The sequence below is a fragment of the Mesorhizobium sp. M0514 genome, assembly GCF_040321145.1.
In the GTDB taxonomy this organism is placed as follows: domain Bacteria; phylum Pseudomonadota; class Alphaproteobacteria; order Rhizobiales; family Rhizobiaceae; genus Mesorhizobium.
Genome location: NZ_JAMYQZ010000066.1, coordinates 21,025 through 34,979, shown reverse-complemented (window position 1 = coordinate 34,979; position 13,955 = coordinate 21,025). Strand labels below are relative to the sequence as shown.

Here is a 13,955-nt window from a genome sequence, read left to right as displayed (position 1 = left end):
GGTCGAGACGGCGCAGTCGCTGGCCGACCGCGCCGGCGACATCCTGCGTAACTTCGAGGGCGCCGACCAGCGGCTGAGCATGCGCATCGGCGAATCCGCCGAAGCGCTGGCCGCCCGCGCCTCGGACCTTGGCCGCATCTTCGACGCCGCCGACCAGCAGCTGATCTCGCGCATTGCCGAGGGTTCGGACGCGCTGTCGGCACGCGCCACCGAGATCAGCCGCATCTTCGACGAGGCCGATCACCGCCTGGTGTCGCGCATCGCCGACTCCACGTCGACGATCGGCGAGCATGCCGACAACATCGTCGGTGCCTTCGCCAGCACCGAGCAGCGTGTTGCCGAACGCGCACGCCAGACCGGCCAGGAACTTGCCGTCCACGCCCGCGAGATGGAGCAGGCTTTGGCCGGGGCCGACGAGCGGCTGGCTGCGAGCGTTGCGTCCGCAGCTTCGCGCGTCGAGGAACAGGTCGCCAGCGTCGAGAACCGCCTTCTTTATACGACGGAGACGATGGGCCAGAAGCTCAACGAGCAGGTTTCCAGCGCAGAAGCTCAGCTGATCTCGCGCGCCAACACGATTGCGGAGACTTTTACCGCGGTCGGCCAGCACATTGGCCAAAGCACCAACGACGCTGCCAAGACCATCGGCACCAATACCCGCGAGCTCAACACGATACTGGCGGCGCGTTCGGCCGAGATGGCGAAGATCCTGGACGAAACCGCGCGGCCGCTGGTCGAGCGCTTCGCCCAGGGCGGCTCGGAACTGCAAAAGAGCATGGAAGAGGTCACCGAACGCGCGACCGAGAAGCTGCGCAGCGAAAATGCCGCCCTCGTCAACGCGCTCGCCAGCCGCACCGCCGAAACGCTGTCGGCCGTCGAAGGCGCGCGCTCGTCGCTCGCCGATAGCGTCGCCGACCTCATCGGCCGCATGAGCGTCTCCAGCTCGCAGCTTGGTGAGCTGATCGAACAGGCGGCGATCAACCTCGGCCAGGTTGACGAACGTCTGAGCGGCAGCACGCAAAGCTTCGCGGCAACCACCGAAAAGGCCGCGCAGACCTTCGCCAGCTCGGCCCGCCTGGTCGATTCGAACACGACGCGGCTTACCGAATTGTCGTCGTCGACCCTGCGCGAAGTGGCCTCGATCGCCACCAAGTTCGACGAGCACAGCCGCTTGCTGTCCTCGGCCTCGGATCTGTTGAGCTCGGCGCAGAGCAATCTGGAGCACACGCTTGAGCGGCAGTCGTCGCTCGAAGATCTCGCCGTCGGCCTGGTCAAGAAGTCGGAAGACCTCGAGAAGGTGATGCGTTCGTTCGAAAACCTTGTCGGCCAGACGATGCAGAATGCCGAAGGCAAGACGCTGGCATCAGCCGACAAGATCCGGATCGCCATAACGGAAGTGGTCGATTCGGCAACCAGCCGGTTCGCCGATGCGACCGAGGAGATGCGGCGCACCGCAAGCTCGATCAAGAGCGAGCTCGACCTCACCCGCGCCGAGCTCAAGAAGGGCGTCATCGAGATGCCGGAAGAGGCCAAGGAATCGACCTCGGCGATCCGCCGTGCCGTTGCCGAGCAGATCAACGCGCTCAAGGAACTTTCGGATATCGTTGCGAAATCGGGACGCGGCGGCGACAATGCCGAACCGCGCGCCCTGCGCCCGGCGCCGCAGGCGCCAGTGCAGCGCCCGGCCGAGCCGGTACGCCGCCCGCCGCCGGCGCCACAGCCGGAGCGCCCTGCTCCGCAGGCGCCGCTCGGCGGCCTGCGTGGCACGCTCGATATCGAACGCCCTGCCGAAGCACCGCGCCAGCGCGACGCCAACGCCCGCACGCCGCAAGGCGGCTGGGTGCGCGATCTCCTGACCGGGGCATCGCGCGAGGAGGAAGTCGCCAGGCCGGCAGCGCCCGCGGAAGCACCGCGCGCAACTCCCGCCCAGCGCTCGCCGCTGCATGTCATGGAGTCGCTCAACTCGCTCTCGGTCGATATTGCCCGGGCGATCGACCACGACGCCTCGATCGAGCTGTGGAACCGCTACCGGCGCGGCGAGCGTGACGTGTTCACGCGCCGCCTCTACACGCTCAAGGGCCAGCAGACCTTTGACGAAATCCGCCGCAAATATCAGGCCGAGGCGGAGTTCCGCGCCGCCGTCGACCGCTACTGCGACGATTTCGAGAAGCTGCTCAAGGACGTCTCGCGCAACGACCGCGACAACATCATGGCGCAGACCTACCTGACGTCGGACACCGGCAAGGTCTACACCATGCTGGCCCATGCGAGCGGCCGTTTGCACTGATTGAGGCGACACCACAGACAAAGAAAAGGCGGGAAGTTCCCGCCTTTTCTTTGTGCAAAATCGTCGGTCTGCGCTGCCCCTCATCCGCCTGCCGGCACCTTCTCCCGTATAGCGACGGGGTGAAGGGAGATGGCATCAGCCTCGCCGCCCATACTGCGACGGTGACAATTGGCGAAATCATTGGCGATGGCGTTCTTTCTCCCGTCACTATACGGGGAGAAATGCCCGGCAGCGCAATGAGGGTCAGCGCGGACCTGCGATATTTGGTCGAGTGCTGGCTTAACGCGACGAACGATCGTTCGAAGCCTCGACCGGCTCAGATAACCGAATCCGTCCAGCCCACGATATCCTTCGCCGCCTCGCCGAAGGCGCTGTCGAGCGCGTTGACATAGGCCGGATTGCCGCCGCCGGAGACGGGAGCGGATGCGGTGAAGCTCTTCGAGGCGCGCACCTCGCCGTTGCGGTCGTTCAGGATGCGCACGAAGAGATTGACCTCGGCATGCTCGCCACCATTGACGCGGACTTCGAAGGAGCGGATCTCGACGATCACCTGGAAGTCGATCGCCAGCCCCTCGCCCGGCTTGCCGACGCCGGCAAAGCTTCCGGAGCGCTGGAAGGTTTCGGCGAGCCTCGCCTGCACGATCAGCGGCAGCCGGTCGGCCCATTGCGCGCCCTTGAGATACTGGATCGAGCGATCTGACGGCTTGATGACGATGTTCTGGCTGTCCAGCGCCTTGAGCGCGGAGGGCTGGGCGATCAGGATCTGGCGGCGGCTGTGGCCATGGGCGTCGATCGACGGGGCGGACAGCTCGAACGTATCGAGTGGCGCCGGCTTGCCTCCCAATGCCGCGCAACCAGCCAGCGTCAGGCCAAGCAAAACGACTGCCGATCTATACCCACCCAACCCGAACGTCACGCGTGATCCCCACTGTCCCCGGATCGTATGATGAATCCGCATCCCCGGTCCATGTAATTGCTGCGGGCGGGCACGGAAGTCAACGCCGTGCCCTGCCATCGAACTGCCGGACCTCGCCGTCGCCGCCCGACAGGATGCGCTGCGGGTTGCGGCTGAGATCGGTCACCGCCTCTTCGATGCGGCTGATCGAACGCCGGCTGTCCTGGACCAGCGCCTCGACATTCGACAGGCCCTGGCCCGAGAAGCGCGCAATATTGTCGGTGATCGTGCCAAGCCGGGCGTTCAGCGTGTCGGCGACCTGCTTGAACGACTTCAGCGTGTCCCTGGCATCGGCCATGACGCCGTCGGCTTGGCCCGAACCGAGCAGCGTATCGACCCTTTTCAGGATGCCGTCGACGCGCACCGAGGCATCGTTGAGGCGCGACGCAAGCTGTTTGGCGTCCTTGATCGTCTCGTCGATGTCGTCGGCCCGGTCGGCGAACTTGTTGGTCACCTTGGCGATGTCGGCGGCGGCCTTGTTGGCATTTTCGCTGGCCTTCTGAATGTTGGCGAGCGCCACGCGCACTTGTGCCGGATCGATGCCGTCGAGCACATTGTCGACCTTGGCCAGCGTGCCTTGCGTGCGCGTGGCGAAATCGTTGACCGAGCCGACCGCGGTATCGACGTTCTTGATCACGCCGTCGAGCTGTCCGCTGGTCTCCTTCAGATTGGCGGTGACGGCGTCCACATTGGCGACGATGCTCTTGATCTTGTCCTTGTCGACGGCATTAAGCAGGCCTTCGGCAGCCTTCAGCGTGCCGTCGAGCTTGCCGGAAACACCCTTCAGCTCATCCGACAGCGCGCTGACGGCGGTCAGGAACTTGTCGATGCCGTCGGCATTCCTGGCCAGCGCATCGGAAAATGTCTGGGCGTTCTTGACGGTCTGGGTCAGCGGCCCGCGCACATCCCTGGTGAAACTTTCGAGTTCGGAAAGCACCTTGTCGGCACGGGTGAAGATATTCTGCGCAGTCTGCAGCAGGTTGGTGACCACCGATGGATTGGCGACGATCTCGGCGGTCCTGCCTTCCTTTGCCGCCTCTTCCAGGAGATTTGGTTCCTTTGGATCGGCGCCCTTCAATTCGATGTTGACCTGGCCGGCAAGGCTGGCGATGCCGATATCGGCCTGCGTCGATTTGGTGAGCGGCGTAGTCTGGTCGATCTCGGTCGTAGCAATGGCGGCATTGGGGTCATTGCGGTCGAAATAGACGCGCTTGACCACCCCGACCTTGACGCCGTTGAACAGCACCAGACTGCCGGGGCCGAGGCCGGAGGCCGAACCCTGAATGCGCACGCGCAGCTCCGCCGTCTCGCCGCGATCACCGATCTGGGCGGTCCAATAGACGAACCCGAACGCCGCCAGGATTGCAGCCAGGGTGAAAATGCCGACAATTACGTAGTTGGCTCTGGTTTCCATTGCCCCACTTATGTCTATGCGCGCGCGGCAAGATCAAGTTGCCGAGCCCGTTTTCCGCGGAAATAGGATTTGACCCACGGTTCTTCGCTTTTCAGCATGTCGTCGATCGTGCCTTCGACCAGGATTTTCTTGTTGCCGAGCACCGCCACGCGGTCGCAAGCGGTAAACAGCGTGTCGAGATCGTGCGTCACCATATAGACCGTCAAATCCATCGTATCGCGCAGCTTGACCACTAGTTCGTCGAATTCGGACGCGCTGATCGGGTCGAGGCCGGAAGTCGGCTCGTCGAGGAAGACGATGTCGGGGTCGAGCGCCAGCGCCCGCGCCAGGGCGGCGCGCTTGATCATGCCGCCCGAAAGCTCCGAGGGAAATTTTTGCGCGGCGTCCGGCGGCAGGCCGACCAGTTCGATCTTGAGCAAGGCCAGCTCGTCCATCAGTTTCTTCGGCAGATCGAGATATTCGCGCATCGGCACCTGCACGTTTTCCTGCACGGTCAACGCCGAAAACAGGGCGCCGTGCTGGAAAAGCACGCCAAGCCGCATATCGATGCGCAACCGTTCGATGTCGCTGGCCTTTTCGAGGTCGAGACCAAACAGCTTGATCGTGCCGGACTGCTTGTGCAGCAGGCCGAGAATCGTGCGCAGCAGCACCGATTTGCCGGCGCCCGAGGCGCCGACGAAACCGAGGATTTCGCCGCGCTTGATGTCGAGCGCCAGTTTGTCGAGGATCAGCTTGTCGTCCAGGGCAACGGTGATGTCGCGCACCGACAGCACGATATCGCTTTCGCCCGTTCCCTGCATAGCCTTGGTCGCCTTTGAGTTTCTGCGCATGATGTCAGAACTCGATCGATGCGTAGAAGATGGCGAAAAGGCCATCGAGGATGATGACGACGAAGATCGACTTCACCACCGAGGCGGTGACGTGCAGACCCAGCGATTCGGCGCTGCCGCCGACCTTCATGCCTTCTACGGAAGCAATGGTGCCGATGATCATGGCCATGAAGGGCGCCTTGATCAGCCCGGCGAAGATGGTGCTGATATCGATCGCGCCGCGCAGCCGGTCGATGAAGGCCGTCGGCGCAATACCGGAATAAAGCCAGGCGGCTAGGATGCCGCCGCCAAGAGCGGCAAAATTGGCGACGATGGTGAGACAGGGCAGCGCGATCACCAGCGCCACCAGGCGCGGAAACACCAGCACGCCGATCGGGTTGAGGCCGATGACCTTCAGCGCGTCGACCTCCTCGCGCATCTTCATCGAGCCGATCTCGGCGGTGATGGCGCTGCCGGAGCGGCCGGCGATCATGATGGCGGTCATCAGCACGCCGAGTTCGCGCAGGATCAGCACGCCGACCAGATCGACAACGAAAATGTTGGCGCCGAAATAATTGAGCTGGTAGGCGCCCTGCTGGGCGACGATGGCGCCGACGATCGCCGACATCAGCACCACCACCGGGATGGCGCCGACCCCCATGCGATCGATCTGGTTGAAGATCGCCGCCGGATTGATTGCATGGCCGCGCCCGAGCTTCATCTGGGCGCCGCCGATGGTGGCGCCGAGGATGTTCATCGAGGCGAGGAAATCGTCGCGCATCTCATAGATGCGGCGGCCGACGGCCTCCAGCCCGCGGAGGATGATGTTGGGGCGCCGGACGCCGCGCGATTCGGGCTCGCGCCGGACAGCTTCGCCAACGGCGCCGAGCAGGATCGAGGCGACATCGCTTTGCCCCTGCATCTTGATCTCGACACCCTTCTTTTCGAAGACGCTGACCAGGCGATCGATCAGCCAGGCGCCGGCGGTGTCCATCTTCTCGATGTGGGAAAGATCCAAAGCGAGCGTCTGGAAGCCTTTGCGCTGCTCGATCTTGCGCATCTCGGCGTCGATCAGCGCCACTGTCGTCGTCGTCCAGATGCCGGAGAAAGCGCAGCCGAGGACGCCGCCCTCCTCGCCGACCGCAACGCGGGGCTGGTGGTCGGCCTCCTTGGCGGCGTTGCCGCTTGCGTCGCGTTTGCCGATGGTCAACATGGCGTCCTGTTTAGCCTGACGGGTCGTACCTGTCGATTTGCCGACGACGTGTTGTCGCATAGCCGGAGCAGAAAATTATGGCGCGTGTCATTTCGGTTGAGGCCGAGCGTTTTCCCATTGCCGGCACCTTCACCATCTCGCGCGGGTCGAAGACCGAAGCCGAAGTCATTACCTGCACGATCAGCGATGGGGACAATCGCGGATGGGGCGAATGCGTCCCCTACAAGCGCTATGGCGAGACCATGGAGGGGGTGCGCGACGCCATCGAGGCCATGCGCCGGCAGATAGAAGGCGGCATCAGCCACAAGGACCTGCTCGATGCGATGCCGGCGGGTGCTGCCCGCAACGCCATCGATTGCGCCTTTTGGGACCTGGAGGCCAAGATCAGCGGCGTTGCGGTCGCGGACGCCATCCACGCTGTGCCCTTGTCGGCGCTGGAGACGGCCTACACGCTGTCGCTAGGCGAGCCGGAGGCAATGGCGGCGCAAGCCCGCGCCAATGCCGGGCGGCCGCTGCTCAAGGTCAAGATCGGCGGCGACAACGACTTGGCCCGCATCCGCGCCGTGACCGAAGCGGCGCCCGACAGCCGCATCATCCTCGACGCCAATGAAGGCTGGACCGATGCCAACATCATCGAGAATCTCGCTTTCGCCGCCGAACATGGGATAGCCCTGATCGAACAGCCGCTTCCCGCCGGCCATGATGCCATCCTGCGCCACATCGCGCATCCGGTGCCGATCTGCGCAGACGAAAGCGTCCACGAGGCGAAGGACCTCGAAGCGCTTGTCGGCCTCTATGACGCCGTCAACATCAAGCTCGACAAATCCGGCGGTCTGACCGCCGCCCTTACCCTTCGCAACCGCGCCCGGGAGCTGGGATTCGGCGTGATGGTCGGCTGCATGGTCGGCACGTCGCTGGCGATGGCGCCGGCTGTGTTGCTTGCACAGGGCGCCGAGTTCGTCGACCTCGACGGCCCGCTGCTGCTTGCCCGCGACCGCCAGCCCGGCCTCGTGTACCAGGGGTCGCTGGTGTTACCGCCTGACAGGATGCTGTGGGGCTGAACGCGCGGCGAGCCCGATCAGCGCCAGGCCGATGATGGCGATCGGGACCATCGCCAGGAAGCCGTCGACGCCGTAGCGCTCGTAAAGCGGGCCGGACGCCAGCGTCACCGCCGCCATGAAGAAGCCGTTGAAGAAATAGGCAATGCCTTGCGCCGCACCCGTGCGTTCTTCCGAAACCGTTTCGCCGATCATCTTCTGCAGGCCGATCAGCACCATCGCCACCGACACCGAATGCAGGGTTTGGACGCCGAAGAAGCCGGCGACGCCAAGCCCGAGTGGCCAGATCAACGGAAAGGCGATCCAGCGCAGGATGGAGCCGACGCCGGCGATCAGCATCACCTTGACGACTGAGACGGAGGCAAAAATACGGTTGAAAAACACGAACATGCAGACCTCGGCCACCACGCCCCAGGCCCACAGCAGGCCAACGACGGAATCGCTGATGCCGACCGATTTCCAGTAGATGGAGACAAAGCCGTAGAGGAAGGCATGGCTGGCGGTGATGATGCCGACGCCGAGGGTGAAATAGAGGAAATACGGATTGAGCAGGCTCGGCGCCTGATGCTGGATGTCGGCGGCAGATAGCGGCGAAGCGCGGCGCGGGCGGCCAAGCCGCGGCGCCAGCAATCCGGCGACGAGCGCGGCAGACAATGCCGCAAAGATGATTACCGGCACGGCCTGCGGGCTCGTCCAGGCGAGGATAAAGCCGCCTGCGACATTGGCGCAGAGATAGGATATCGAGCCCCATTTGCGCATCGCGGTGTAGTTCGAGCCGAAGCGGCGCACACCCGACAGCGCGAGCGAATCGGCGATCGGCGAATGCGGCGTCCACACCACCGTCAGCGCCAGCGATACGGCAAGCACCGCCGCATAGGTGGGAGTGAGGAAATAGCCGGCGGAAAGCACCATCGTCGCGGCCACCAGCGCAATATAGACATCGGCCCTGTCCTTCGCCCGGTCGGCCAGCGCGGTCAGCAGCGGCGTCGTCACCACGCGCAGGAACATCGGCGCCGCCAGGATGATGGCGATCTGCTCGGCGTGGAAACCCTGGGCATGCAGCCACAGCGGGAAATAAGGCACATGCGTTCCCAGGGACATGAATAATGTCGCGAAGATCAGGCTCATGCGCAGTTCGAAATGGCGCGGCTTGACGAGTTGTTTGGGCGAGAGCGGCGGCAGCGACATGAATCGATCCAATTACGCTGCACAAGGGCTGCAACGCAGATCGATCCCTTAACATGCGCGAAAGCGGTCCGAAACTGCCTGGACCAGTCGATTAACAGGAGGGTTATGCCGCTTCGACGACCCTGTCTTCGATGAGCAGCGGGATGAACGGCTCGTCCGGTGCTTCGGGCAGCACCAGCGCCCAGTGGATGATCTCCATCTTGCCGTCGAAATGTTCGACCACCGCCGTGCAGCTCTCCACCCAGTCGCCGGTGTTGATGTACTGCACATCCTCATAAGTCTCGATCGCGGCGTGATGGATGTGGCCGCAGATGACGCCGTCGACATGCGAGCGGCGGGCCTCCTCGGTCAGCACCGTCTGGAACGAGCCGATGAAGTTGACCGCGTTCTTGACCTTGACCTTGGCCCAGGACGAGAACGACCAGTAAGGGAGACCCAGCAAATGGCGGAGCTTCGTCACCACGCGGTTGACCATCATCGCGGCGTCATAGGCGTAGTCGCCGAGGTAGGCCAGCCAGCGTGCATTGTGGACGACGGTGTCGAACTGGTCGCCGTGGATGACCAGCAGGCGCCTGCCATCGGCGGTTTCGTGGATGGCGCGGTCGGCAACGACGATGCCGCCGAAATGCACGCCTTGGAACTGGCGCGCGAATTCGTCGTGATTACCGGCGATATAGGTGATCGAGGTGCCCTTTCGCGCCTTGCGCAGCAGTTTCTGGACGACGTCATTGTGGCTCTGCGGCCAATGCCAGCTGCGCCGCAGACGCCAGCCGTCGACGATGTCTCCGACGAGATAGATGATATCGGCGTCGTGATACCGCAGGAAATCGATCAGGAACTCGGCCTTGGCCGCCTTCGATCCGAGATGCAGGTCGGATATGAACATGCTGCGGAAAGTGCGGGTTTCTGTACCGGACATCAGATCGTCACCGTTGCTTTCGCGCAGGCTATGCCCCGATTCATGCAACAACCGTATGACGGTTGCGATTGGGCCAGCCAAAGGGCTAGCGTGCCGCGCCATTCACAGGAGAAAATCGTCATGGATCTGGGCATCAAAGGCAAGAAGGCCATCGTCTGCGCATCGAGCAAAGGGCTGGGCCGCGGCTGCGCCATGGCGCTGGCCGAGGCCGGCTGCGATCTCGTCGTCAACGGCCGCAATGCCGAGCTGCTGGCAAAAACCGCGGCCGAACTGCGCGAACGCTACGGCGTGAAGGTGACCGAGATCGTCGGCGACGTCTCGAAACCCGACGTGCAGAACGCGCTCCTTGCCGCCTGCCCCGACCCGGATATCCTGGTCAACAACAATGGCGGCCCGCCCTTGCGCGATTTCCGCGAACTCGACCGCGCAAAGATCCTCGAAGGCGTGACGCAGAACATGGTGACGCCGATCGAACTGGTGCAGGCCGTCATCGACGGCATGGCCATGCGCGGCTTCGGCCGCATCGTCAACATCACCTCGCTGTCGGTCTACGTCCCGATTCCCGGCCTCGATCTGTCGTCCGGCGCGCGAGCCGGGCTGACCTCGTTCCTGGCCGGCGTGGCGCGCACGGTGATCGACCGCAACGTCACCATCAACAGCCTGCTGCCGGGCAAGCTCGACACCGACCGGCTGCGCGGCCCGCATGAGGCCGGCACGATGGAAGACCCGGCAGCGGCCGCAGCGCGCAAGACCCGCATCAGCGCCGACGTTCCGGCCAAGCGGCTCGGCACGCCGGAAGAGTTCGGCCAGATCTGCGCCTTTCTGTGCTCGGTCCATGCCGGTTATCTCACCGGCCAGAACATCCCGGTCGATGGCGGCCTCTATGTCAGCGCGTTCTGAAGGGCTCAGTGCATCCTCAGCAGGATTTCCGCGCAACCGTTTGAAATAATTCGGTCTTTTCGACCCCGGTTGTTTTAGCCGCCCTTGCGTTATTTGGCGTCGCGAAAAACCATTTTTGCGTGCTAAAAGGCTGCAAAGCAGGTTTGAGGGAGCGGCCGCATGGAAGGCGAGAACAAAAAAACGGCACGTTCGGACCTCGACGAAGCCGCCCTCTACTTCCACAAGCATCCAAGGCCGGGAAAGCTCGAGATTCAGGCAACCAAGCCGCTCGGCAACCAGCGCGATCTGGCGCTGGCCTATTCGCCGGGTGTTGCCGCGCCCTGCCTCGAAATCCGCGACAATCCGGCAACCGCGGCCGATTATACAGCGCGCGCCAATCTGGTCGGCGTCGTCTCCAACGGCTCGGCCGTGCTCGGGCTCGGCAATATCGGCCCGCTCGCCTCCAAGCCGGTGATGGAAGGCAAGGCGGTGCTGTTCAAGAAATTCGCCGGCATCGACGTCTTCGACATCGAGATCGACGCGCCGGGCATAGAGCGCATGGTCGAGACGATCTCGGCGCTGGAACCGACATTCGGCGGCATCAATCTCGAGGACATCAAGGCGCCCGAATGCTTCGAGGTCGAGGCGCAGTTGAAGGCCCGCATGAGCATTCCCGTCTTCCATGACGACCAGCATGGCACCGCCATCATCGTCGCCGCCGCGGTGCTCAACGGGCTGGAATTCGCCGGCAAGACCATTTCCGACATCAAGATCGTCACCTCAGGCGCCGGTGCGGCAGCGCTCGCCTGCCTCAACCTGTTGGTCTCGCTTGGCGCCAAGGTAGAGAATATCTGGGTCACCGACCGCTTCGGCGTCGCCTACAAGGGCCGCACCGACGAGATGGATCGCTGGAAAGACCCCTATGTGAAGGACACCGAGGCGCGCACGCTGGCCGATGTGATCCCTGGCGCCGACGTTTTTCTCGGCCTGTCGGCCGCCGGCGTGCTGAAGCCGGAATTGCTTGATCATATGGCGCCTAAGCCGTTGATCCTGGCGCTGGCCAACCCCAATCCCGAGATCATGCCGGAGGTCGCGCGCGCCGCCCGTCCCGACGCGATGATCTGCACCGGCCGTTCCGATTTTCCCAATCAGGTCAACAACGTGCTTTGTTTTCCTTACATCTTCCGCGGTGCGCTGGACTGCGGCGCCAGCGCCATCAACGAGGAGATGAAGATGGCCGCGGTCAGGGCAATTGCTGCCCTTGCCCGCGAGGAACCATCCGACGTCGCCGCCCGCGCCTATTCCGGCGAGACGCCGATCTTCGGACCCGACTTCCTTATCCCCTCGCCCTTCGATCCCCGCCTGATCCTGCGCATCGCGCCGGCGGTGGCCAAGGCTGCCTGCGACACCGGCGTCGCGACCCGGCCGATCACCGACTTCGCCGCCTATATCGACCAGCTCAACCGCTTCGTCTTCCGCTCCGGCCTGGTGATGAAGCCGGTGTTTTCGTCGGCCAAGGCGTCGACCGCCAAGCGCGTCATCTATGCCGACGGCGAGGATGAGCGCGTGTTGCGCGCAGCCCAGGTGGTGCTGGAGGAAGGCATTGCCGAGCCGATCCTGATCGGCCGCCCGCATGTCATCGAGGTCAGGCTGAAACGCTACGGCCTGCGTATCAAGCCGGGCGTCGATTTCGGCCTGATCAACCCGGAAGACGATCCGCGCTACCGCCATTATGTCGACCTGTTGATCGAGCTTGCCGGCCGGCGCGGCGTGACGACGGAGGCCGCGCGCACCATGGTGCGCACCGACAATACGGTGATTGCCGCGCTGGCGCTGAAGCGCGGCGATGCCGACGCCATGATCTGCGGCCTCGAGGGTCGTTTCGAGCGGCATCTGCGCAATGTGACGCTGGTCATCGGACCACGCGCGGGCGTCAAGGACCGCGACCTGTCGACGCTGTCGATGCTGATCTCGCAGCGCGGCATCATCTTCCTCACCGACACCCATGTCTCGGTCGACCCGACGGCCGAGGAAATCGCCGAAATGACCATATTGGCGGCGGAGGAAATCCAGCGCTTCGGCATCGAGCCGAAGGCAGCGCTGCTGTCGCATTCGGATTTCGGCTCGCGCGATTCTCCCAGCGCGCTGAAGATGCGGCAGGCGGCGGCGATCCTGGCGCGCGTTGCGCCCGACCTGCAATGCGACGGCGAGATGCATGCCGATTCAGCCCTGTCGGAGCATCTGCGCCAGCGCGTCTATCCGCATTCGCGGCTGAAGGGCGAAGCCAATCTCCTGGTGTTCCCCAACCTCGACTCCGCCAACATCACGCTGACCGCGCTGCGCACGATGATGGACGCGCTGCATGTCGGGCCGATCCTGCTTGGCACCGACAAGCCGGCGCATATTTTGACCCCGTCAGTGACCTCGCGCGGCGTCGTCAACATGACGGCGCTTGCGGTGGTCGAGGCGGCGCACAAGGCGCAGGCGGTGGTTCATTTCGGCTGAGTTTCTCACGCAGGCGCGAAGCGGTAATGCCCGGTCTGCTTGAAGGCGAACAGCGTGTCCTCCTCGCGGGCGCCCGCCCCGATATTGTGGATGACCAGCGCTCGTTCCGGCACGTCCGCCGAGCGTTCGGATGAGACGATGACGATGTGCGGCAGGTTGCCGGGCAGCATCTGGGTGACGATATCGCCCGGCTGAAAGTCGGGAGGATACTCGCTGGCGGGCAAGGAAACTCCGTTGCGCCCGAAAAATGCGGCAAGATTGCCGACCCGTCGGTGGTCGATGTTGCGGTCGGTCGCTTTCAGGCCCCAGGTCTTGGGGTAGGCGGCGAAATTGGCGGCCATATCCTCATGCACCAGTTTCTGCAGGTCGAGCTTGAAGGCGCGGCGACAGGCGCGGACAATGACGTCCGTGCACACGCCTCGATCCGGCGCGACATCGCCGCCGGGATAGTCGAGGCGGACATAGGTCGGGTCGTAGAATGTGGTGACGCCGATCTGCTCACGCGCGGCTTCGACCAATTTGCTGCGCCAGTCCGGAGCGGCTGGATTTTCCTGCGCCAAGGCTGCGGGCGCCGCCAGGCACAGGAGGCCGAACTGCAGTGCGGTTCGACGGGTAATCGCGATCATGCCAGCTCCCCGGGGCATTGCTGGATCGTGGGATAATTCCGGGGCGATTGCGCCTTTTTCATGCAGCGGTGAGATCGCACAGTTGCCGCCCTATCCAAACGCCTC

At 63.9% G+C, this 13,955-nt stretch carries 10 protein-coding genes and 1 pseudogene; 4 read left to right on the top strand and 7 right to left on the bottom strand.

Annotation, left to right across the window (positions count from 1 at the left end; translation table 11 throughout):
- Positions 1-2,284 (top strand): annotated as a pseudogene (locus NKI61_RS23600) (kinesin); the annotation flags it as partial.
- A gap of 316 nt (positions 2,285-2,600) precedes the next feature.
- Here the strand turns inward: NKI61_RS23600 and NKI61_RS23595 are convergent.
- Genes NKI61_RS23595 through NKI61_RS23580 form a run of 4 tightly spaced genes read right to left on the bottom strand, consistent with a single transcriptional unit; the run spans position 2,601 to position 6,675 of the window.
- Positions 2,601-3,242, bottom strand: a complete 642-nt coding sequence (locus NKI61_RS23595; protein WP_502897539.1) for an ABC-type transport auxiliary lipoprotein family protein — start codon at positions 3,240-3,242, stop codon at positions 2,601-2,603.
- 37 nt (positions 3,243-3,279) lie between these two features.
- Positions 3,280-4,653, bottom strand: a complete 1,374-nt coding sequence (locus tag NKI61_RS23590) for an MlaD family protein (RefSeq protein ID WP_352841069.1) — start codon at positions 4,651-4,653, stop codon at positions 3,280-3,282.
- A 14-nt stretch (positions 4,654-4,667) separates the two neighbouring features.
- On the bottom strand, positions 4,668-5,483 hold the full coding sequence (locus NKI61_RS23585; RefSeq protein ID WP_196813641.1) for an ABC transporter ATP-binding protein: 816 nt from the start codon (positions 5,481-5,483) through the stop codon (positions 4,668-4,670).
- A 4-nt stretch (positions 5,484-5,487) separates the two neighbouring features.
- The gene (locus tag NKI61_RS23580) at positions 5,488-6,675 is read right to left on the bottom strand and encodes an MlaE family ABC transporter permease (RefSeq protein WP_023708615.1); all 1,188 of its coding nucleotides are present in this window, start codon (positions 6,673-6,675) and stop codon (positions 5,488-5,490) included.
- Positions 6,676-6,752: 77 nt separating this feature from the next.
- On the opposite strand from NKI61_RS23580, the gene dgcA reads away from it, so the two are divergent.
- Positions 6,753-7,736 (top strand): N-acetyl-D-Glu racemase DgcA, encoded by a 984-nt coding sequence (gene dgcA, locus NKI61_RS23575; protein ID WP_352841067.1) that lies wholly within the window; start codon positions 6,753-6,755, stop codon positions 7,734-7,736.
- Here dgcA and NKI61_RS23570 read toward each other — a convergent pair.
- Together NKI61_RS23570 and NKI61_RS23565 are read right to left on the bottom strand one after the other, a co-directional pair.
- The gene (locus NKI61_RS23570; RefSeq protein WP_352841064.1) at positions 7,707-8,921 is read right to left on the bottom strand and encodes an MFS transporter; all 1,215 of its coding nucleotides are present in this window, start codon (positions 8,919-8,921) and stop codon (positions 7,707-7,709) included. The two genes, dgcA and NKI61_RS23570, sit on opposite strands and share 30 nt — an antisense overlap.
- Before the next feature lie 103 nt (positions 8,922-9,024).
- On the bottom strand, positions 9,025-9,840 hold the full coding sequence (locus NKI61_RS23565; protein WP_352841061.1) for a UDP-2,3-diacylglucosamine diphosphatase: 816 nt from the start codon (positions 9,838-9,840) through the stop codon (positions 9,025-9,027).
- Between the two features lie 120 nt (positions 9,841-9,960).
- On the opposite strand from NKI61_RS23565, the gene NKI61_RS23560 reads away from it, so the two are divergent.
- Positions 9,961-10,740 (top strand): SDR family oxidoreductase, encoded by a 780-nt coding sequence (locus NKI61_RS23560; RefSeq protein ID WP_023806492.1) that lies wholly within the window; start codon positions 9,961-9,963, stop codon positions 10,738-10,740.
- Between the two features lie 159 nt (positions 10,741-10,899).
- On the top strand, positions 10,900-13,224 hold the full coding sequence (locus NKI61_RS23555; RefSeq protein WP_023822366.1) for an NADP-dependent malic enzyme: 2,325 nt from the start codon (positions 10,900-10,902) through the stop codon (positions 13,222-13,224).
- Between the two features lie 5 nt (positions 13,225-13,229).
- Here NKI61_RS23555 and NKI61_RS23550 read toward each other — a convergent pair whose 3' ends face one another.
- Positions 13,230-13,850: a DUF1287 domain-containing protein gene (locus NKI61_RS23550; RefSeq protein WP_352841058.1), complete on the bottom strand. Its 621-nt coding sequence runs from the start codon at positions 13,848-13,850 to the stop codon at positions 13,230-13,232.
- Positions 13,851-13,955 lie beyond the last annotated feature (105 nt).